We start from the raw sequence: 18,571 nt of genomic DNA on the forward strand, positions 1-18,571 counted from the left end.
GAGTCAGTGATAGATGCAGCTTATGAACTCATCGTAGCTTCGTCTTTCCGCTCGGAGAGATTCGAGATCAGGATGAAGTCACTCACACGACTTCATTTGAGGAGCAGAACATGGGCGTTCACAGCGGGTCGCATTCGATCGACACACCCGCGCGGCAGGAGTTCTTCGACATCACCGACGAGGCGCAGACGTTCCTCGCCGAGCTCGGTGCCAGAAATGGACTCCTCACCGCCTACACGGCGCATACGAGCTGCACGGTCTTCCTCCAGGAGGAGTCCGAAGACGTGACGTATTACGGCACGCAGCTGATTCTGCAGGACACACTCAACGTCCTCGCGAAGATCGCTCCCCCTACTCGCCATGAGGGCCAGTACCTGCATCCGGGGCCAATCCACATCAAGAACGCCGCCGCGCTGCGCGATGAGCTGCCCGAATGGGGCCTCAACACCGACGGTCACATCATCTCGTCGATCCTCGGCCGTTCCGAGGTCATTCCCGTCGTCGATGGCGCGGCCGTACTCGGTGAGTTCGGACGCATCTACTTCGGCGATCTCGACGGTGTGCGCCCGCGCACACGCGTCGTGCACTTCCAGTTCATGGGTGAATGACGATGCTCGTCTACGCCATCGACGTCGGCACCACCAACCTCAAGGTCGTGCTCTATGACGAGCGGCTCGCGGTTCTTGCGAGCGCATCCGGGCCCGTGAGCTACGAAAGGTCAGGCGACCGCGTCGAGTTCGATGCCGAAGCGCTGTTCCAGACCATCCTGGCGCTCGTGGCCGATTGCGCGCGGCGCGCGGCGGTGACAACTCGTGAGCACGACGCAGTACTCGCGTTCACGGGACAGGCGGAGTCGCTGGTTCTCGTGGATGCCTCCGGTCGTCCCGTACGTCCAGCCCTCTCCTGGCTGGATAGCAGAGCCGGTGTCGAGGCCGAGCTCATGGCTGCGTCGTTCTCAGCTGACGCCGCGTTCGAGACCAGCGGGCAGCCATTCGCGTCAGCTGCCTGGCCCGCCGCCAAACTGCGCTGGCTCCGAGCACACGAGCCGGAGACGATGGCGGGAACCCACGAGGTGCTGATGGTGAAGGACTATCTCATCCGCTGCTTCACTGGTCGCAGCGTCGGCGAGGTCTCGACACGTGGTTTCACGTACCTGTGGGATGTCCGACGATCCGAGTACTGGGCAGAGATGCTCGAGTTCTGCGGCATCACCTCGGACCAGCTGCCGGAGGTCGCCGCTGCCGGCTCCGATGTCGGCCCAGTCATGCGGGATGTCGTCGCTCAGCTGCCGGAAGCTGTCGCGTATCGGGTGAACGTGGGGGCGCTCGACCACTTCTGTGCGATGGCAGGAACCGGCTCCTACCGGGCTGGCATCATCAGCGAATCCGCCGGAACGGTGCTCTCGCTCTCGATGCTCGCGAGCGACTGGCGCTTCGATCCCAGCCGCAGGATCTCGTTCCACACCGGACTCCACCCCGACGACATCGTCCTCTTCAACGGCGCAGACAGCGGAGGGGTTGTTCTCGAGTGGTTCAGAAGGGAAGGTCTCCAGAACCTCTCCCATGCAGAGCTCGAACGCGAGCTCACCTCCCGATCGGCGTTGGGCGTGCCCGTCTTCCTGCCCTACCTGACAGGCCTGAATCCGCCCGATTACCTTCCGGATGCTCGCGGAGCTTTCGTGGGCATCTCTCTCAGCCATGACCGCTTCGACCTCGCCTACGCGGTCGAAGAAGGCCTCGCCCACCTGTTGAAACGCAACATCGACTCTTTCACTGGAGCGCGTGCGCAGCAGATCGTGTCCACCGGCGGTGGCACTGCATCGACCTTCAGGAACCAGCTCAAGGCGGACGTCTGCGAGGTGGACGTCGTCGTCCCCAACGAGCGGGAGGCGACCTGCAGAGGCGCCGCGGTGCTCGCCCTCGTCGCGGCAGGAGAGCTCGCGAGCATCCACGACGCGGCGAAACTCAACCCACCGCTGACCGCGCGCTACCAGCCGTCTCACGGGCGGTCCAGGACCGAACTCGTCAACCGTGCCGAGCGCTACGCGCTGTTCGAAGACTCCCTGCAGCGCCTCTACGCGACCTGACACCTGCACCAGCGTGCAGACGACGACCTGAAAACCACCTCACACGAGGTCGAGAAAAATGGAGTGAAGATGAAACTGTGCTGCTCGTCGCCGATGGTTCCCGGCGCGACTCTCACGGAGAAGGCGGAACGCCTCTCGGCCTGGGGGTACGACACGATCGCGATCTTCCAGCCGTTCGCCGATTGGAACGACGACATCCGGTCGGAGCTCGGCGAGCTCGAGTCGCAGACCGGGGTGCGCCCAGTCGAGTTCGTACTGACTGACGACGTCTACGGCAACGCCATGTCCCCAGACGCGGATCTCCGGGGCCGATGCCGAGGGATGTACCTGGAGGCGGCATCGGTCTGCGCTGAGCTTGGCCTCGTCACCGAGATCGAGTTCGAGTACGGCGCCCAGAATCCCTTGCCCCTCTTCGACCCGTTCCTGCAGCTCGACTCCCGCCAGCAGGAGGGCTTCCTGAACTTCTACGCCGAGATGCTCGACGTCGTTGACGGGACCACCGGGCGCGTGCTCCTCGAACCGCTCAACCGGTACGAGAGCCGGTACCTCAACCGCGCCTCTGACAACGTCCACCTCCTCGAGATGATCGACCATCCGAGCGCCGGCCTCCTCCCGGACACGTTCCACATGTCGATCGAGGAAGCGGACATCGCCGCGACGCTGCGTCACTGCGGTGGCCACGTCAAGCAGGTGCACCTCGGGGAGAACAACCGACTCCTTCCAGGTCATGGCTCGCTCGACTGGCCCTCGATCATCGGAGCCCTCCGAGACATCGGATACACGGGCTCGCTGAATCTCGAATGCTCCACTCACGGCGATCCTGAGCGGAGCCTGCCGGAGACAGCCCGCTTCCTGCGGGCACTGATCGACGCATGAACAGGCTCCTCACTCCGCCGTTCTTCGAGATCGGACCGAAGAACCTGCTGCGTCAGACCGAGATCGAGGCGCTGGCCGTCGCAGCGGGAGCGGCGGGGGCCGAACACGAAGTCGACGTCGTCCTGACCGTCCCGAACGCACTCGTCACGCGAACCGCAGAGCTCGATTCAGGCGTGCTCGTCTTCGCGCAGGCCATGGACGCGGACACGATCGGCGCCACCTTCGGTTCCACGACCGCGGAGGCGCTCGTCGACGCGGGCGCCCACGGCGTCATGCTCAATCACGAGAGCCGCCAACTCGACCCAGGAACACTCGACGAAACCGTGTCCCGCGCTCACGAGGTCGGGCTGCTCACCATCGTCTGCGCTGGCACGATCGGCGATGCCGTTCGCCTCTCGCTTCTGAACCCGACGGCGATCCTCCTCGAACCGCCCGCACTCATCGGGACCTCGGGTGCCGTCAGCCGCTCCTGGATCCCCGAAGCGAATACGGCGGTCCGCGACACCGGCGGGGCAGTTCTCATGATGCACGCGGGAGGCGTCGCCTCCCCCACCATCGCCAGGCACATCATGGCCGCCGGCGCGGACGGCACGGGATCGACGAGTGGCGTGCTCGGTGCGCACGACCGGTCGGACGCAGCTCGCACGTTCATCGCATCCACCAGACAGGGGTTCGACGAGGCACTCGCCGCACCCCGGCACGTCCACCACAACGAAGGAGACAGAACATGAGCAGAGAACTGGCAGGCAGGACCGCAGTCGTAACGGGTGGAGGCCGAGGGATCGGGCTCACCGTCGCCCGTTCACTTGCCGAAAACGGTGCCGACGTCGCGCTCCTCGATCTTCTCGACAGTGTCGAGGACACCGCAGCACAGCTCGCAGACGAGTTCGGCGTCAAGGCCGTCGGGCGGAGACTCGATGTCATCGATCAGGACGCGACAGCGACCGTCTTCGCGGAGGTCACGGAACTGCTGGGCACCCCGCAGATTCTCCTCACAGCGGCCGGCATCGAGATCAACGGCGACTCGATCGACGTCACCGCAGCCCAGTGGCGGAAGGTCATCGATGTGAACCTGACGGGGACGTTCTTCTCCGCGCAGGCCTTCGGCGCGGGTCTCCTGAAGTCGGGGCTTCCGGGGAGCGCCGTCCTCATCGCATCCATGTCGGGCTCCATCGTCAACGTGCCGCAGTGGGCCGCCTCCTACAACTCGTCGAAGGCAGCAGTCTCCCATCTCGGAAAATCCCTGGCTGTCGAATGGGCCAGCGCAGGCATCCGCGTCAACTCGATCGCGCCCGGCTACGTCCTCACCGACCTCACCCAGCAGATCATCGATCGCGAGCCGGAACTCCTCGAGGACTGGGTCTCCCGCATCCCGCTCGGCCGCATGGCCACCCCCGCAGACCTCACCGGCCTCGTTCGCTTCCTCGCCTCGGACGCGTCGAGCTACCTCACCGCGCAGCAGATCGTCATCGACGGCGGGTACACGGCGATCTGACCGATCTCGTGTGGTGGCAACCCCACGCACACGACGGGCCCCACGCTGCAGTCCTCCCTGCAGCATGGGGCCCGCCGCCCTCCACGCTCTGTCGCGGTCTGGTGTCCCCGCGCCGGGCTACTTCACGTAGCCGTTGGGGTTGAGCACGTACTTCTTCGGCGCGCCCGCATCGAAGTCGGCGTAGCCCTTCGGGGCCTCGTCGAGGGTGATCGGCGTCGCCTGCACGGCGTCGGCGATCTTCACCTTGTCGAAGAGGATCGCCTGCATGAGCTGCCGGTTGTACTTCATGACCGGGCACTGTCCGGTCGTGAACGACAGCGACTTGGCCCAGCCCAGGCCGAGCCGGATCGACAGCGAGCCGACCTTCGCCGCCTCGTCCACTCCGCCCGGGTCACCCGTCACATAGAGGCCGGGAATACCGAGGGCACCACCAGCCTCCGTCACCGTCATGAGCGAGTTCAGCACCGTCGCCGGCGCCTCGTGCCCCGCATCGGAACCGTGCCCGCGAGCCTCGAAGCCCACAGCATCCACACCGCACTCGACCTCCGGCACGCCGAGGATCTGCTCGATCTGCTCACCGGGGTCGCCCTTCGAGACATCGACCGTCTCGCAGCCGAACGACCGCGCCTGCGCGAGGCGCTCTTCGTTGAGGTCGCCCACGATGACGCACGCGGCGCCGAGCAGCTGCGCGCTGACTGCCGCAGCGAGTCCCACCGGACCGGCGCCGGCGATGTAGACCGTCGACCCTGGGCCGACCCCCGCGGTGTAGGCACCGTGGAAGCCCGTCGGGAAGATGTCGGAGAGCATCGTCAGATCGAGGATCTTCTCGAGCGCCTGGTCACGGTCCGGGAACTTCAGGAGGTTCCAGTCGGCGTACGGCACCAGCACGTACTCCGCCTGCCCGCCGACCCAGCCGCCCATGTCGACGTAGCCGTAGGCGCTGCCGGGGCGGTCCGGGTTCACGTTGAGGCAGATGCCCGTCTTGCCCGACTTGCAGTTGCGACACCGCCCGCACGCGATGTTGAACGGAACCGACACGATGTCGCCGACCTTGATGAACTCGACGTCCGGGCCGACCTCGATGACCTCACCCGTGATCTCGTGACCGAGCACGAGGTCGACCGGAGCGGTCGTGCGCCCGCGCACCATGTGCTGGTCGGACCCGCAGATGTTCGTTGTCACGGTGCGCAGGATGGCCCCGTGCCGCACCTGACGGCCCACGTTCGCCGGGTTCACGCCCGGTCCATCCTTCAGCTCGAACTCGGGATACGGGATGTCGATGACCTCGACCTCGTTCGGCCCCTTGTACGCGACGGCTCTGTTACTCGCCATGATCTCTCCTTTGAGTTGAGCGGGTTCTGCATGCGGTGCACACGACGGTGCAACCCTGCGAACGTCTCTGTTACGCAGTGTTTCGAGGCTATTGGCCGCCCTCAGGGCACGCCAGGATTCGGGGCAGATGACCAGCGGATGCACAGACTCAGGCCCGGGTGATCTGCTCCGTCGACTTCCCAGCGCGTTCGGAATACGCCGGATACCCCATCGGTTGTTGTAGCTGCAAGCATCCACTTCTCGGAAGGAACAGCAAGCATGGCAATCGTCATCACCGGCGCGACCGGACAGCTCGGAACCCTCGTCATCGACAGCCTCCTCGAGCGCGGCGCGACCCCCACCGAGATCGTCGCCGGCGGCCGCAACGCCGAGCGACTCGCGCAGCTCGCAGCGAAGGGCGTTCGCACCGCCACCATCGACTACTCGAAGCCAGACACCGCGACCGCCGCCATCAACGCTGGCGACACCGTCGTGCTCATCTCCAGCAGCGAAGTGGGCACCCGCGTCGCGCAGCACGAAGCGGTCATCGACGCGGCGAAGGCGAAGGGCGCGGCCCGCATCGTCTACACGAGCGTCCTCGGCGGCGACCCGGATGCCCTCATCCTCGCGCCTGAGCACGTCGCGACCGAGTCGCTCATCCGCGAATCCGGCCTTCCCGCCACCATCGCGCGCAACGGCTGGTACACGGAGAACTACGTCGCCGACATCGCCCAGGGCGAGACGACGGGGGTCATCGTCAACAGCGCAGGCAAGGGCCGCGTCGCCAGCGCCTCCCGCGCCGACTACGCCGCCGGCATCGCCGCGATCGCCCTCGAAGACGGCCACGAAGGCAAGGTCTACGAGTTCTCCGGCGACAAGGCCTGGGACTTCGAGGAGTTCGCGAAGACCCTCGCCGACGCGATCGGCCGCGACGTCGAGTACCGCGCCCTCACCACGGAGGAGCACAAGGCCGCCCTCACCTCGAACGGGCTCGACGAAGGCACCATCGGCTTCATCACGGGCCTCGACGCGAACATCCGCGACGGAGGGCTCGCCCTGACCACCGGCGACCTCTCCCGAGTGTCCGGACGCCCCACGACGACGCTCGCCGAGACGCTCCGCACCCTCACCGCGTAGGCGGCGCCACCTGAGCAGCTTCCCCCGCGGTCTGGCCGAGGGCCTGGTCGACGGTCCGGCTCACGCCACGACGACCCTCTCTTTCGGGATGGGTTTCGCGCCTGCGGATGGCTTGCAGAGCATCCGCAGGCGCGAAACCCACCCGGAGACGCAGACGCAGACGGTCGCGGGTTGCGGGTCCGACGGCCCCGCGACGGATGCGCACGGTTGCTACCGGAGGGGCTGCGGGGCGAGCGAGCGCGGTCGGCTGATCGAGAACAGCTCGGGAGCTGCACCGGCACCGTTCTCGGCGAGGTCGGCCCCGAGGCGGCCGATCGAGGGAACGAACTTGAACCCCTCCCCCGCGAAGCCAGCGAGCACCACGATGCGGCCGACCCGGTCGATCACGAACCTGGCGTCGTCGGTCGTCGTGTAGGTGCAGCTGATCGGGTCGGCGCTGTCCGCGTCGACGCCGGGCAGCCAGTCCCGCGCGTACTGCCTGATGGCGTCGAGCTGCGCGGACACCGGCAGGAAGTCCCGCGAGTCCGGATCGACGACGGGCCCGACCCCGTGCCATCCCGCCTTGATCCCCTCGCCGGGGGTGAGCATCCCGTACACGGGCGAGAGCCACCCCTCGTAGCCGGGCCTCCCGAGCGCCGGCAGGTGGTTGAAGCTCGGCCAGTCGACGTACCCGTTGAACTCGCGGAAGTGCACGGGCGCCTCCTGCGTGACGCGCAGGCGCGGCAGCTCGACGGCCCCGCCGAGCAGCGTGCGGGTCCACGCGTTCACCGCAGAGACGACGACCTTCGCCGTGATCGTCTCGCGCGCGTGACCGCGATGCTCTGCCTCCTCACCCCAGGAGTGCGCCTCGACGACCACGTGTTCGGCCTGCTCGACGACGTTCACTGCTCGCATGCCCCAGCTCAGCTCCGCGCCGCTCGCAGCGGCCAGCTCGGCCATGCTCGTCAGCGCATCCGCGGCCCGCACGCGTCCCGCCCTCGGGAGGTGCAGCACCTCGGTGTCGAAGCGGATGCCAGGCCACCGTTCGCCCGCATCCTGCGTCGAGAGCAGCTCGGCCGGTTCGCCGCTCGCGGAGATCGCGCCGTGCACCTCGGGGCTCGCCGCCCCCGGTCCGTGGTTCACGAGACCAACGAGGTCGAGGATCTGGCGGCCCGAGTCGAGCTCGAGCTCGCCCCACAGCGCCCGAGACTCGTGCAGCATCGCGACGAGATCCGGCTGCGTGTACGACGTGTTGAAGTTGCGGGTCGCCCCGTGGGATGCGCCCATGTGGTGACCGGGCTGGAACTGCTCGAGCAGGCGCACGCGCCTGCCGCGCCTCGCCAGCTGCCACGCGGTCGACAGGCCCATCGCGCCGCCGCCGATGATGAGCACGTCAACGTCAGTCATGACCCCACGCTACCCGCACTCAACCCGGGCGCTTTCCTCGGTACCATGGCGGAATGCTCACCGTCTCCGGTCAGCGGGAGAAGATCCTCACCGCATATATGAACCTGCTCGTCGACTCCGGCGTGCGCGGGACGACCCTCGAGGCCGTTGGCACCACCTGCAAGCTCTCCAAGGCCGGGGTGCTGCACCATTTCTCGTCGAAGCAGGCGCTCGGGGATGCGCTCCTCGAAGAGCTGCGGGGGCAGGCGCGGGTCGACGCCGACAACATGCTCGCCGACCTCGACAACGCCGTCTCGTACTACATCGTCTCCTCGCAGGATCGGGACAGCCTCCTCGAACGGCTCGTGGAAGCGGTCTACCGCCTCGCGCAGACCGGTGACAAGGACGCGCTCGACGTGCTCCGCCAGTGCCGCGAGGGCTGGTTCGACGCCCTGGTTCGCGCTATCGGCGACGCCTCGGTCGCTCGACTCGTACTGTTCGTCGGTGACGGCATGAACCACAACGCGCTGCTCAGCGTGGACTCGGAGAACGAGAAGTTCATCAACGCGGAGTCGACGGCCGAGATCATGGACGCGATCGCGCAGCTGCGCGCCTAGGGCCAGCAGCAGCGCAGCCTGCCGGGCGGGGCGGGGCGGGGCGGGGCGGGTCTCTCGCTCCCGCCGACTGCAGCGTCCTGCGCGGAAACACAACCGTTACGACGGGATGCGGGAAAACTCTCGGCGCATCACCGACCAAATGGTAAGTTCGTGCTCACTCCGCGAACGCGGCAGGCCCTTTGATGCGGGAGACAACGATGACCAACGCACAGCCTGGCCCCATTACCGAGGCCCTCGCCACCCAGACGCCCATCGGCAAGGGGCTCGCCCCAGCTCGACTCGGCATCTGGGGGTCGACCGTCATCGGCCTCGCCTCGACGGCGCCCCTCTTCTCCCTCGCCGCGACCCTCGGCTTCGTCGTGATCGCCGTCGGCGAGCAGGCGCCCATCGCGTTCATCCTCGCGTTCATCCCGATGATGTTCACGGCCTTCGCGTACCGCGAGCTCAACAACGAGCTCAACGACTGCGGCACCGTCTTCACCTGGGCGGCCAAGGCCTTCGGCCCTCGCACCGGCTGGATGTCGGGCTGGGCCCTCGCGGTCGCCGGGATCCTGGTCATGGCGAACCTCGCGGAGATCGCCTCCGTCTACATCCTGCTGCTCGTCGGAGACGGATCGCTCGCCGAGAACCGGGTCGTCGTGACACTCTTCGGCGCCGTCATCATCGCCGTCATGACGTGGATCTCCATGCGCGGCATCGAACTGGGCGAGAAGATGCAGGTCGTCCTGCTCGTCATCCAGTACGCGGCCATGGCGGCGTTTGTCGTCGGCTGCCTCGTCGGCTACTTCAACGGCACGGCGCCCGACCCGACGCCCGTCAGCATCGACTGGTTCAACCCGTTCCTCGCGGACGGCACCGGCATGGTGCAGGCGATCATCCTCGCGCTCTTCATCTACTGGGGCTGGGACACCTGCCTCGCCCTGACCGAGGAGACGAAGGACCCGAAGAAGACCCCGGGCCGCGCCGCCGTGCTCTCGACCGTGCTGCTGCTCATCACGTACGTCGGCATCACGATCGTCGTCATGATGTACGCCGGCCTCGGCGAGACCGGCACGGGCCTCGCCAACGAGGAGAACGCGGACGACGTCTTCTCGGTGCTCACCGACCTCGCGATGGGCCCGTGGGGCTGGTTCCTCGTGCTCGCCGTCGCCGTCTCGTCGCTGTCGTCGTCGCAGACCACGATCCTCCCCACCGCCCGCGGCACCTTCGCGATGGGCGTGTACAAGGCCCTGCCGAAGCGCTTCGCCGTGGTGAGCGAGAAGTCGAAGACCCCGACGTTCTCGACACTCCTCATGGGCATCGTCGCGATCGTCTACTACGTCGGCATGAGCTTCGTGTCGAACAGCGTGCTGCAGGACTCGATCCTCTCGATCGGCCTCGCCATCGCGTTCTTCTACGGCATCGCGAGCTTCGCCTGCATCTGGTACTTCCGCACGAGCCTCTTCACGTCGACCCGCAACTTCCTCTACCGGTTCCTGTTCCCGCTGCTCGGCGGCGTGTTCATGGTGTGGGCGTTCTTCCAGTCGGCGATCGACATGGCCAACCCCGAATACGGATACACGACCTTCTTCGGCCTCGGCAGCGCGTTCGTCATCGGCATCGGCTCGTTTGTCATCGGCTTCATCCTCATGTTCGTCTGGGCCGCGATGCCAGGTTCGAAGGACTACTTCGAGAAGCGCACCATCAACCGCCACTCGGCGATCCTCGCCCCGGAAGACTGACCCGCGGCCAGGGCGTCCCGCCTCTCGGCTGGGCACTCGAGCCGCACCGCACGACCTACCAACCGCAAGGTCCACACCGTGGACCGGGCAGCACATCCACCGCACGTGATCAGAGAAAGGCCTTTCGTGCATATCCTCATCATCGGTGCCGGAGGCGTCGGCGCAGCCGCTGCCCGCATCGCGAAGCGACGCAGCTTCTTCGACTCCTGCCTCATCGCCGACTACGACCCCTCCCGCCCGCAGGATCTCGTCGCCGAACTCGGCGACGACCGATTCCGCGCGGCCCAGGTGGATGCGTCCGACCCCGGTGCCGTCGAGGCGCTCGTGCGCGACAACGGCATCACCCACGTCCTCAACGCGGTCGACCCCCGCTTCGTGATGCCCATCTTCACCGGCGTCACCGGTGCCGGCGCGACCTACCTCGACATGGCGATGAGCCTCTCGAAGCCGCACCCCGAGCATCCGCACGAGCAGACCGGCGTGAAGCTCGGCGACGAGCAGTTCGAGCACGATGCGGCACTGAAGGAGCGCGGCGTCCTGGCGCTGTGCGGCATCGGCGTCGAGCCGGGCCTCTCGGACGTGTTCGCCCGCTATGCGGAAGATGAGCTGTTCTCGGAGATCGACGAGCTCGGCGTGCGCGACGGCGCCAACCTGACCGTCGAGGGCTACGACTTCGCCCCGTCCTTCTCGATCTGGACGACCATCGAGGAATGCCTCAACCCGCCCGTCATCTTCGAGCGCGAGCGCGGCTGGTACACGACGCCGCCCTTCAGCGAGGCTGAGGTGTTCGACTTCCCCGAGGGCATCGGCCCCGTCGAGTGCGTCAACGTCGAGCACGAGGAGGTGCTCCTCATGCCGCGGTGGACCGACGCGAAGCGCGTCACGTTCAAGTACGGACTCGGCCAGGAGTTCATCGACGTGCTCAAGACGCTGCACATGCTCGGCCTCGACAGCACCGACCCGGTCAGCGTCAAGGGCCAGCAGGTGTCGCCTCGCGATGTCGTCGCCGCGGTGCTGCCGGACCCAGCGAAGCTGGGCGACCGGATGCGCGGCAAGACCTGCGCGGGCCTCCTCGTGACCGGCAAGGGCAAGGACGGCGAGCCGAAGCAGGTGTACCTGTACCACGTGGCCGACAACGAGCAGACGATGGCGAAGGACAATTCGCAGGCCGTCGTCTGGCAGACCGCTATCAACCCGGTCATCGCCCTCGAGCTGCTCGCGACGGGCGTCTGGTCTGGTGCCGGCGTGCTCGCGCCCGAGGCGTTCGACGCGAAGCCGTTCCTGGAGCTGCTCGGCTCGGCGGAGCCCGCCGGCTACGGTTCGCCGTGGCACGTGCAGGACCGAAGCGCGGCGCTGTCCGCGTAAGCGCAGGGGTCCGCTGACCAACTTCAGTGCGATATTGGGCCGAAAGCGCTGTTTTGACGCCGCTCGGCCCGATATTGCACTGAAGTTGGACAGCGACTGCGCAGCCGGGGCGCTCGACGGCAGCCGGTGGGCTCCGCTCCACACCCTGCCGCGCGCGCCGCCCGGCGGCCAACTTCCGTGATCAACGAGGCCAAGACGCTACTCTCAACGCGGCGAGCGCCGATCCATCACGCAAGTTGGCCGCATCAGCTGGCGAGCAACTTCTCGATCTCGGCGGCCGTCGGGATGCTCGGCGAGGCCCCGCGCTTCGAGACGGCGAGAGCACCAGCGGCCGCCCCGAACCGGATCGCCGCTTCCAGCGATCCCCCGCCAGCGAGCGCAGCCCCGAGCGCACCGGCGAAGGCGTCGCCGGCCGCCGTCGTATCGACGGCGTCGACCTCGATCACGGGGAACGTCTCCGCGCGTTCGGGCGTCACGAGCGTCGTCCCGTCCCCGCCGCGCGTTATGAGCACCGCCCCGACGCCGCGGTCGAGGAACCACCGTCCGGCCTCGACGGCGCTCGCCTCCGAGTCGACGACGATGCCCGTGAGCATCCGCGCCTCCGTTTCGTTGGGGGTGACGAGGTCGACGAGGCCCCACACCTCCTCGTCGAGAGGTGCGGCGGGCGCCGGGTCGAGGATCGTCGTGATCCCGGCATCCCGCGCCGTGCGCAGGATGCTCGCGGTCAGCCGCGCGGGCGTCTCGAGCTGGGTGAGCAGCACCGAGCTCGTGGCCGCGGAGTCGCGGATGCCCTGCACGACGGTCGCCTCATCGAGCGCGTCGTTCGCTCCCGGCACGATGACGATGGAGTTCTCGCCGCTCGCATCCACGCGGATGTGCGCGATACCCGTCTCCCCTGACACCGTCCGCAGCCTGTCGACACCCACGCCGGCGTCGACGAGCTCGCGCGTGACCATCGTGCCGAACGTGTCGTCGCCGACGCACGCGATGAACGAGGTGGATGCGCCAGCGCGGGCGGCCGCGACGGCCTGGTTCGCCCCTTTCCCCCCGAGGGCCAGGCTGAAGCTGTCGCCCCGCAGCGTCTCGCCGGGTTCCGGCGGCCGGGCGGAGAAGGCGGTGAGGTCGGCGGAGACGCTCCCGACGACAAGCACGCCACTTCGGTTCGCGCCGCTCATGCGCGCTTCGAGCGCATCGCCTTGAGCTGCGTGAGCGACGCGTCGCCCGCTTTCTCCTCGTACTCGTCCGAGCCGAGCGGCACGAGCGCGACTCGCGCCTCATCGTCGGAGTGGATGCCCCACCCCCAGCGCTTCCCGAGGGGAGACGCGCGAAGGCACGCCTGGTCCTTGGCGAAGAAGGCGACCCTGGCCGCGTCCCGCTCCTCAGCCGGTACCGCGTTGCGCACGGCGTAGGTCTCGAAGAGCACATCGTCGGACGTGTACTCGTACGGGTGCGCGGCGATGAGGGCGTGCTGGAGGCTCGCGATGGTCGGCCCCTTCGCCGACTCGGGCGGCGCCTCAGCCTCGTCGACGGGGCAGTCGTCGGCGATCTGGATGAACGTGCTCGCGTAGTTCGTCGTTCCCATGGGCAGAGCCTACGGGGCGTGCATCGCAACACGCGGGGCTCGTCACGTCAGCGATGCGGGCGCAGGCTCCGAAGCCAGTCGTCGGCCTCGGCCTGCGACCGGAGACGGACCACGCGGAGGTTCGGCCAGGCCCGCTCGGCCGCGTCCACTCTCCGGCGAATCTTGGCGCGCCCCTTCCACCCCCACCGTACGATGTGCTCCGGGTCGACGAGGATCGTGTGCAGGGGAGGCTCGATGTTGCCGTTCCACAGTTCGACGCGCCGCAGCCTTCTGCGGAGCGTGCGCCGCACGAGCCGCGACATGTGCGTCCAGACCGAGTAGTCGAGGAACACGAGCGTGTCGGCCCGGCTCGTGAGCAGGTCACCGAGCTGAGTCGCGTACTGCCACTCCGTGACCCAGCGCTCCTCGCTGGTGAACGCGTCGACGGACTCGAGGAACCCGGGCTGCACCGTCCATCCCGGGCCATGGAACAGGGCGTCGATCTCCGTGTGCGGGAGGTTCGCTGTGCGCTCCACCCGGCGCGCAACCGCCGTCTTCCCGACGCCGGCGGCACCCGCGATCAGCACACGCCGAGGGGGGAATTCCGGGGATCCTGCAGGAGCTGACACTCTGGAACCCTACGTTCGCCCTCCGGCACTCGCTGGCCCTCGCTGGCCTGGTGCCCTGGTGCCCTGGTGCCGCTCGAGCTCGCCCGGGGCGGTCGGCGGCGGAGACACGAAGATGGCCGGACGCAGGGTGTCCGGCCATCTTGTGCGCGTTCAGGGGAGACGCGCAGCACGATCGGGGGATCGCGCCTCGGCCGCCGAAGCGACCTGGTTCGTCCTTAGACGGCGAGCGTCGCCTGCACGTCGAGGTTGATCGTGACGGTGTCACCGAGCGTGAGGCCGCCGGCCTCGGTCGGTGCGTTCCAGTTGACGCCGAAGTCCTTGCGGTTGATCTTCGTGACAGCCTCGAAGCCGAGCTTCTTCTGGCCGTAGCCGTCGGTCGTGATGCCACCGAACTCGACATCGAACGTGACGGGCTTGGTGACGCCGCGGAGCGTGAGCTCGCCGTCGACCTTGACCGAGTCGCCCTCGACGCGCGTGGCGGAGGAGGCGAACGTGAAGGTCGGGAACTCCTCGGCGAGGAAGAAGTCGGAGGTCGCGAGGTGCTGGTCACGAGCAGGCTGCTTCGTGTTGACCGATGCGACCTCGACCTCGGCGTTGACCGTGGACTCCTCGATCGTCTCACCCGTCGTGATGGTGCCCGAGAAGGTCTCGAAGCCGCCACGGACCTTGCTGATCGCGAGGTGGCGAACGACGAAGCCGACCTCGGTGTGCGTGGGGTCGATGTTCCAGGTGCCGGCGGTCCAGCCGTTGATGTCTGCTGCGCTGATGCTCATGTCTTCTCCTGAAGGGTCGTTGGGTGCTGTCTCGGTCAAGTCCTGGACAACGTAACACATTGTTGCGGATACAAGTTATTCAAACGCATAGAACTGTGACGGTATTCCGACGCCCAGGGAAATCTTTGGGAAACGGGACGACAGCCTCGGCGGCCAGCCGTCCGAGCTAGCCCTGCTGCTGCTTCGCGGCGTCGCTGACCGACTTCATGAACCGCAGCACATTGTCATCCACGAAGATGTCGTTCGGCTGCAGCGGCCGCGACAGATGCAGCCCATCGAGCGCCCGGATGCGCGACAGGGCCACGTAGGTCTGCCCGGGCGAGAAGGCCCTCGCCCCGAGGTCGACGACGGCGCGATCGTAGGTCTTCCCCTGCGACTTGTGGATGGTCACCGCCCACGCGAGCCGCAGCGGGAACTGCGTGAACTCCCCCACGACGTCACGCGACAGCTCCCGCGTATCCGGCGAGTACGAGTACTTCAGCTTCTCCCACACGAGGGGCTCCACCTCGTGCTCGTCGCCATCGATCTCAACGTAGACGGTCTTGTCGATGCGCGTGACCTCGCCGATCGAGCCGTTCACCCAGCGCCCGTCAGAGTCGTTGCGCAGGAACATGACCTGCGCGCCGACCTTCAGATCGAGGCGCTCATCCGCGGGGAAGTTGCGGCCGCCGAACTCCCCCGAGATGTCGGCGTTCGCGGTCATCGACGCCCCGGGCAGGCGCTCGAGGTTCTGCGCGTTGATGCGAGAGACCTGCGCGTTGCGCGACGCGAGCGTGATCGTGCCGTCGGCCGGGGCGGGCCTCGCGCCGACCGTATTGAGGCGGTTCGCCATGTCGGCCGTGACCTGCCCGTACCTGACGGCCGTGAGGATGTTCTTGAACTCGTCCTCGTGCTGCCGGTGGATCTCGCGCAGGGCGTGGATGCGCAGCTCCGCCTCCTGCCACACCCTCGCGTCGAAGAACCACAGCGAACGGTAGTGGTCGCGGAAGTACGCGCGCTCATCGGGGTCCGACGGCGGCACCGGCGCCAGCTGGAACGGGTCGCCGAACATCACGAGCTGCACGCCGCCGAACGCCTCGTTCTTCCGCTGGCGCGCCTGCCGCAGCGAGCGGTCGATGGCGTCCATGAGGTCGGCGCTCACCATCGACACCTCGTCGATGACGAGCGTGTCGATCTTGTTGAGCAGCTTCCGCACATCCCCGTTCTGCTCGATGGGCGCATCCCCGATGACGCCGATCGGCAGCTTGAAGAGCGAGTGGATGGTCTGCCCACCCACGTTGAGGGCCGCGACTCCCGTAGGTGCCGCGATGACGAGCTGCTTCGACGTGTGCCACGCGAGGTGGTTGAGGAGCGTCGACTTGCCCGTGCCGGCGCGCCCCGTCACGAACAGGTGCTCGCGCGTGTGCTCGATGGCGTCGAACACACCCTGCTGCTCCGGGGTGAGGACGATCGTCACTTGGTGGACTCCTGCTGCTGCTCGCGCTGGAGCCGCTCCTGCTTGCGCTTCTCCAGCGCCTCCGTGCGGTCGGCCATCACCTTGAGCTGCGCGTTGTACGCCTCGAGCTCCGCGTCGCCGTCACGGTCGGCCTTCCGGTCGCGCCGCTTCGCCTCCCGGTCGTCGGACCGGGACCACGAGTAGGCGACGAGCATCGCGAGGAGCACCGTCGGCACCTCGCCGACACCCCAAGCTATGGCACCGCCGATCTGCTGGTCGGTGATGGCATCAGCTCCCCACGGCCTGCCCATCGCGCCATACCAGTCGGCGAGCAGCAGGCCCGTGCCACTCATGATGCTGAGGCCGAAGAAGGCGTGGAACGTCATGACCAGCACGAGGGCGATGAGGCGCATCGGGTAGGGGGCGCGCGTGCCGATCGGGTCGATGCCGATGAGCGCGTTGGCGAAGAGGTAGCCGACGACAAGGAAGTCGGCGATCATCCACATGTGCCCGACGTGGTCGGTCACCGCCCAGCGGAACAGCGGAGTGTAGTAGAAGACGAGCAGCGAGCCCGCGAAGACGACGGCGGACACGATGGGGTGCGAGAAGAACTTCGCCCACCTCGAGTGCACGAACTTGAGCGCCCACTCGCGCGTGCCGAGGCTGCCGTCGTGGCGCGCGTGCACGCTGCGCAGGAGGAGCGTCATGGGGGCCGACAGCACGAACATGATCGGCACCAGCATGGTGAGGAACATGTGCTGCGTCATGTGGAAGCTGAAGACGAACTTGCCGTAGACGATGAGCGAGCCGTTGACGAGGTAGAGCAGGATCACGATGCCGAGGACAAACGAGATCGTGCGACCAAGCGGCCACTCGTCGCCCCGGCGACGCAGGCGCAGGACCCCGGCGATGTAGAAGAACAGGCCGAAGAGGCACAGCGTTGTCCACATCGGGTCGAGACGCCACTCGGTGAGCAGACGGAACGGCTCGAACTCAGGAGGCAGCAGCTCGCCCGTGAGCAGCTGCGCCGGCGTCGGGGCCGCGAGCTGGTCGGCCGTGACCTCCGTGACGGGCGACGGGGTACGACCGAGCGCCGCGGCGGCACCGGACGCGATGCCCATGAAGGCGAGTTCGAGCGAGATGAGCCACACCATGGGCTTGCGGGTGGATGCTCCCTGCTCGACGGCAGCGCGCATCCGGTTGATGAGTCCCCGCCGCTGCGCCCAGCCGATGAAGCCGAGCACCACGAGCACAACCGCCTTCACGATGACGATGACCCCGTATGGCGAGGCGAGCTCGGCGAACGAGCCGATGTTGGCGACGCTCGCGACGACACCGGATGCGGCGACCACGATGAAGGCGACGAGGGCGAGCGACGAGTAGCGCTCGATCACTGCGAGGCGACGGACGTCCGGCATGCGCGGCGCGAGGATCGCGACGACGAGGAGGCCACCGAGCCAGAGCGCGGCGCCCATGTAGTGCAGGGTGATGCCACCCACGACGGTCTCGTGGTTCGCGGCGCCCGCGGCGTGACCCTGCGCCCCGAGCGGCCACAGGCAGAAGAGCGAGAACGCAGCCGAGAGCCCGACCATCCACGGGCTGCGGCTCGCGAACACCACAACCGACAGCAGCAGCACCATGCCGAGCGCCAGCACCCACGCCTGGCCGAGCTCGAGCGAGGTGAAGAAGAAGAGCAGTCCCTGCCCGAAGGCGGCGTCGAGCGAGAACGCGGCGTTGGAGATCTGCAGGTAGGTGAGGAAGGCCGCAGCCGCCGTGGACACCACCCAGGCCGCGGCACCGGACGAGGCGATCGTCATGGCCCGCTCGAACTCGGGCTGCTTGCGACTCGCCGCCCACGCCGCCAGCACCAGGGCGCCGATTGTGACCGAGGCCGACAGGTTCAGCGCGAGACGCGCAACCGGCACACCCCACATGACGATGGGTCCAGGGTCGGAGACGATGAGCGGGGTCGCTCCGCCACCGTAGGCGAGCCCCCAGATGACCGCCACGAGGGCCGCGAGGAGGAAGATCGCCGGCCCGAGCACGATCATGCGCTTCGTGTGCAGCGACCAGGAGTCGGCGCTCGCGCGATTGCGCTCGGCCTTGCTGCCGCCCCTATCCGCAGTTGCCGCCGCCTCGATCGTGGAACCGGAATCGAGGGGCGTAGGCATGATCATCAAGTGTAGATCGTCGCTGGCGC

General features: G+C 67.5%; 17 protein-coding genes. 9 read left to right on the forward strand and 8 right to left on the reverse strand.

What is annotated here, in order from left to right:
• The first annotated feature begins 110 nt into the window (after positions 1-110).
• From C5E07_RS14290 to C5E07_RS14310, 5 genes are all read left to right on the forward strand, one after another.
• Positions 111-608, forward strand: a complete 498-nt coding sequence (locus tag C5E07_RS14290) for a YjbQ family protein (RefSeq protein WP_104300141.1) — start codon at positions 111-113, stop codon at positions 606-608.
• Positions 605-2,086: an L-fuculokinase gene (locus tag C5E07_RS14295; RefSeq protein WP_104300143.1), complete on the forward strand. Its 1,482-nt coding sequence runs from the start codon at positions 605-607 to the stop codon at positions 2,084-2,086. Before C5E07_RS14290 ends, C5E07_RS14295 begins: the two co-directional genes overlap by 4 nt.
• Positions 2,087-2,155: 69 nt before the next feature.
• Positions 2,156-2,962 carry a sugar phosphate isomerase/epimerase gene (locus tag C5E07_RS14300; RefSeq protein WP_104300145.1) on the forward strand — a complete coding sequence of 269 codons (807 nt, stop codon included), beginning with the start codon at positions 2,156-2,158 and terminating at the stop codon, positions 2,960-2,962.
• Positions 2,959-3,693: a triose-phosphate isomerase gene (locus C5E07_RS14305; protein WP_104300147.1), complete on the forward strand. Its 735-nt coding sequence runs from the start codon at positions 2,959-2,961 to the stop codon at positions 3,691-3,693. The genes C5E07_RS14300 and C5E07_RS14305 overlap by 4 nt, the downstream gene beginning before the upstream one ends.
• Positions 3,690-4,457 carry an SDR family oxidoreductase gene (locus C5E07_RS14310; RefSeq protein WP_104300149.1) on the forward strand — a complete coding sequence of 256 codons (768 nt, stop codon included), beginning with the start codon at positions 3,690-3,692 and terminating at the stop codon, positions 4,455-4,457. The genes C5E07_RS14305 and C5E07_RS14310 overlap by 4 nt, the downstream gene beginning before the upstream one ends.
• 117 nt (positions 4,458-4,574) lie before the next feature.
• Here C5E07_RS14310 and fdhA read toward each other — a convergent pair whose 3' ends face one another.
• Complete coding sequence (fdhA, locus tag C5E07_RS14315) at positions 4,575-5,789, reverse strand: formaldehyde dehydrogenase, glutathione-independent (RefSeq protein ID WP_104243781.1); 1,215 nt, start codon at positions 5,787-5,789, stop codon at positions 4,575-4,577.
• A gap of 258 nt (positions 5,790-6,047) precedes the next feature.
• Here fdhA and C5E07_RS14320 point away from each other — a divergent pair, with 258 nt between their 5' ends.
• Positions 6,048-6,905 carry an SDR family oxidoreductase gene (locus C5E07_RS14320; protein ID WP_104300152.1) on the forward strand — a complete coding sequence of 286 codons (858 nt, stop codon included), beginning with the start codon at positions 6,048-6,050 and terminating at the stop codon, positions 6,903-6,905.
• 210 nt (positions 6,906-7,115) lie between these two features.
• Here the strand turns inward: C5E07_RS14320 and C5E07_RS14325 are convergent, their stop codons facing one another.
• Positions 7,116-8,291, reverse strand: coding sequence for an FAD-dependent oxidoreductase (locus C5E07_RS14325; RefSeq protein ID WP_104300154.1), 1,176 nt, complete (start codon positions 8,289-8,291; stop codon positions 7,116-7,118).
• Positions 8,292-8,344: 53 nt separating this feature from the next.
• Between C5E07_RS14325 and C5E07_RS14330 the strand changes: the two genes are divergently transcribed.
• From C5E07_RS14330 to C5E07_RS14340, 3 genes are all read left to right on the forward strand, one after another.
• A complete protein-coding gene (locus tag C5E07_RS14330; protein ID WP_104300157.1) occupies positions 8,345-8,887 on the forward strand; it encodes a TetR/AcrR family transcriptional regulator in 543 nt (180 codons plus the stop codon).
• 197 nt (positions 8,888-9,084) lie between these two features.
• Positions 9,085-10,608: an APC family permease gene (locus C5E07_RS14335; RefSeq protein ID WP_104243789.1), complete on the forward strand. Its 1,524-nt coding sequence runs from the start codon at positions 9,085-9,087 to the stop codon at positions 10,606-10,608.
• A 126-nt stretch (positions 10,609-10,734) separates the two neighbouring features.
• Positions 10,735-11,973, forward strand: coding sequence for a saccharopine dehydrogenase family protein (locus C5E07_RS14340; protein WP_104243791.1), 1,239 nt, complete (start codon positions 10,735-10,737; stop codon positions 11,971-11,973).
• Between the two features lie 245 nt (positions 11,974-12,218).
• On the opposite strand, the gene rbsK is transcribed toward C5E07_RS14340, so the two are convergent.
• The 6 genes from rbsK to C5E07_RS14370 form a co-directional block, all read right to left on the reverse strand.
• Positions 12,219-13,148 carry a ribokinase gene (gene rbsK / locus C5E07_RS14345; protein WP_104300159.1) on the reverse strand — a complete coding sequence of 310 codons (930 nt, stop codon included), beginning with the start codon at positions 13,146-13,148 and terminating at the stop codon, positions 12,219-12,221.
• On the reverse strand, positions 13,145-13,555 hold the full coding sequence (locus C5E07_RS14350; RefSeq protein WP_104300161.1) for a DUF6157 family protein: 411 nt from the start codon (positions 13,553-13,555) through the stop codon (positions 13,145-13,147). The genes rbsK and C5E07_RS14350 overlap by 4 nt, the downstream gene beginning before the upstream one ends.
• A 47-nt stretch (positions 13,556-13,602) precedes the next feature.
• Positions 13,603-14,163: an AAA family ATPase gene (locus C5E07_RS14355; protein ID WP_104300163.1), complete on the reverse strand. Its 561-nt coding sequence runs from the start codon at positions 14,161-14,163 to the stop codon at positions 13,603-13,605.
• Between the two features lie 215 nt (positions 14,164-14,378).
• Positions 14,379-14,936, reverse strand: a complete 558-nt coding sequence (locus C5E07_RS14360; protein ID WP_104243798.1) for a YceI family protein — start codon at positions 14,934-14,936, stop codon at positions 14,379-14,381.
• Between the two features lie 166 nt (positions 14,937-15,102).
• Positions 15,103-16,392 (reverse strand): ATP-dependent RecD-like DNA helicase, encoded by a 1,290-nt coding sequence (locus C5E07_RS14365; protein WP_104243800.1) that lies wholly within the window; start codon positions 16,390-16,392, stop codon positions 15,103-15,105.
• Positions 16,389-18,542, reverse strand: a complete 2,154-nt coding sequence (locus tag C5E07_RS14370; protein WP_258063973.1) for a bifunctional copper resistance protein CopD/cytochrome c oxidase assembly protein — start codon at positions 18,540-18,542, stop codon at positions 16,389-16,391. Before C5E07_RS14370 ends, C5E07_RS14365 begins: the two co-directional genes overlap by 4 nt.
• Between the last annotated feature and the right edge of the window lie 29 nt (positions 18,543-18,571).

Source organism: Pseudoclavibacter sp. RFBJ3 (genome assembly GCF_002931375.1).
Lineage (GTDB): Bacteria > Actinomycetota > Actinomycetes > Actinomycetales > Microbacteriaceae > Pseudoclavibacter.